General features: G+C 64.5%; 2 protein-coding genes and 1 pseudogene. 2 read left to right on the top strand and 1 reads right to left on the bottom strand.

From position 1 onward, the window contains the following. Together EOB80_RS23210 and EOB80_RS23205 are read left to right on the top strand one after the other, a co-directional pair. On the top strand, positions 1-873 hold an 873-nt coding region (locus EOB80_RS23210; protein WP_245466425.1), incomplete at its 5' end, for a 3-dehydroquinate synthase. Next, complete coding sequence (locus EOB80_RS23205; RefSeq protein WP_127323131.1) at positions 870-1763, top strand: HlyC/CorC family transporter; 894 nt, start codon at positions 870-872, stop codon at positions 1761-1763. The genes EOB80_RS23210 and EOB80_RS23205, both read left to right, overlap by 4 nt. A gap of 24 nt (positions 1764-1787) precedes the next feature. On the opposite strand, the pseudogene EOB80_RS35470 reads toward EOB80_RS23205, so the two are convergent. Continuing rightward, a pseudogene (locus tag EOB80_RS35470) lies at positions 1788-2108 on the bottom strand (SpoVR family protein); the annotation flags it as partial.

Below are 2108 nucleotides of genomic sequence, written 5' to 3'. Positions count from 1 at the left end.
GAGGTGGTCGACGGTGTGCTGGCTGCGAAACTGGAACGCGGCGACATCGTCATCGCCTTCGGCGGCGGCGTTATCGGCGACCTTGCCGGCTTTGCCGCCGGCATCGTGCGGCGCGGGATGAATTTCGTGCAGATCCCGACCTCGCTGCTGGCGCAGGTCGATTCCTCGGTCGGCGGCAAGACCGGCATCAACAGCCCTCGCGGCAAGAATCTCGTCGGCGTCTTCCATCAGCCGAAACTGGTGCTGGCCGACACCGGGGTGCTGGACACGCTGCCGATCCGGGAATTCCGCGCCGGCTATGCCGAGCTCGCCAAATACGGGCTCATCGACCGGCCGGAATTTTTCGCCTGGCTGGAAAAGAATTGGGTCCAGGTTTTTGCCGGCGGGCCGGAGAGGGCGCAGGCGATTGCCGAAGCCTGCCGCGCCAAGGCCGAAACGGTTGCGCGCGACGAATTCGAGACCGGCGACCGCGCACTGCTCAATCTCGGCCACACATTCGGCCATGCGCTGGAAGCCGCCACCCAGTATGACGGAGCCCGCCTCGTCCATGGCGAAGGGGTCGCCATCGGCATGGCGCTGGCCTACCGGTTCTCGTCGCGGCTCAATCTGGCCAGCCCCGACGATGCCGCGCGCATCGAGGCGCATCTGCGCGCGGTCGGCCTGCCCTGGCGGATAGCGGACATCCCGGGCGAATTGCCTGATGCCGAGGCGCTGCTTGCCTTCATCACCCAGGACAAGAAGGTGTCGCGCGGCGCGCTGACCTTCATCCTGACGCGCGGCATCGGCCAGGCCTTCATCGCCAAGGACGTGCCGGCCTCGGAAGTGCTGTCGTTCCTCAGGGAGAATCACCCCAGGGAAAGCGACCGGAGATGAACGAGCCCGGCTGGATCGTCGTCGCCGTCCTTGCCATCCTCATCCTGCTGCTCGTTGCCGTGCGCACGCGCCTGCTTGCCATGTTCGGCTACGAGCTTTCGCGCATCGAGCCGCAGCGTTCCAGCCAGGACGAATTGCGCGGCGCGGTCGACGATTTCCGCCGCGACGGCCAGGTGGTGCGCGAGGATCGCGACCGCGTCGGCGGCCTGTTCGATCTCGCCGAACTCGAAGTCTCCGACATCATGGTCCACCGCACCAACATGCGCTCGGTCAATGCCGACAATGCGCCGGAAGCGGTGGTGCGCGAGATCTTGCAAAGCCCGCACACCCGCATGCCGCTGTGGAAAGGCTCGCTCGACAACATCGTCGGCGTGCTGCATGCAAAGGATCTGCTGCGCGCCTTGAACGAAGTCGGCAACGACTTCTCCAGGATCGATGTGATGAAGATCGCCTCGAAACCATGGTTCGTGCCCGACACCACGACCTTGCAGGAACAGCTCAACGCCTTCCTTCGCCGCAAAGCGCATTTCGCCGTCGTCGTCGACGAATATGGCGAGGTCGAAGGACTGGTGACGCTGGAGGACATTATCGAGGAGATCGTCGGCGAGATCGCCGACGAGCATGATGTCGACATACAGGGCGTCAAGCAGGAGGCCGACGGCTCCGTGGTCGTCGACGGTACGGTGCCGATCCGTGACCTCAACCGGGCTCTCGACTGGAACCTGCCGGATGAGGAGGCCACCACCATTGCCGGCCTCGTCATCCACGAGACGCAATCGATCCCCGAGGAGAAGCAGGCTTTTACGTTCCACGGCAAGCGCTTCATCGTCATGAAACGCGACAAGAACCGGATCGCAAGGCTGAGGATCAGGCCAGCCGGCGACACCTGATACGCGCAGGGAGGCCGGGGCACGTCATCCGGCGATCTGGCTGGTCGAGCGTTCGTGGATCGTCGCGCCGGTCTCGGCATCCATGGCCGCCAGGCTGACTTCATAACCCCAAAGCCTGCGGATGTGACGAAGCGTGGCGTCGCGGCTGGCATCCTCGAGAAGGATGCCGTCATTGACCTTGTGCTGCAGGCGCAAATGGCGGTCGCCGAGCAGATCGACATCCACCACCTGAATGTCCGGCCGGTTCGCGCCGAGATCATAGCTGTTGGCTAGCGTGGCGCGTATCTTGGCGTAGCCGCGCTCGTCGTGGATCGAGGCGACCAGACAATGCGGTTGGTCGGCAGC

Source organism: Mesorhizobium sp. M7A.F.Ca.MR.245.00.0.0 (assembly GCF_003997415.1).
In the GTDB taxonomy this organism is placed as follows: Bacteria; Pseudomonadota; Alphaproteobacteria; order Rhizobiales; family Rhizobiaceae; genus Mesorhizobium.
Note: the sequence above shows the minus strand (reverse complement) of the source record. Positions and strands in the feature narration are given on the sequence as shown.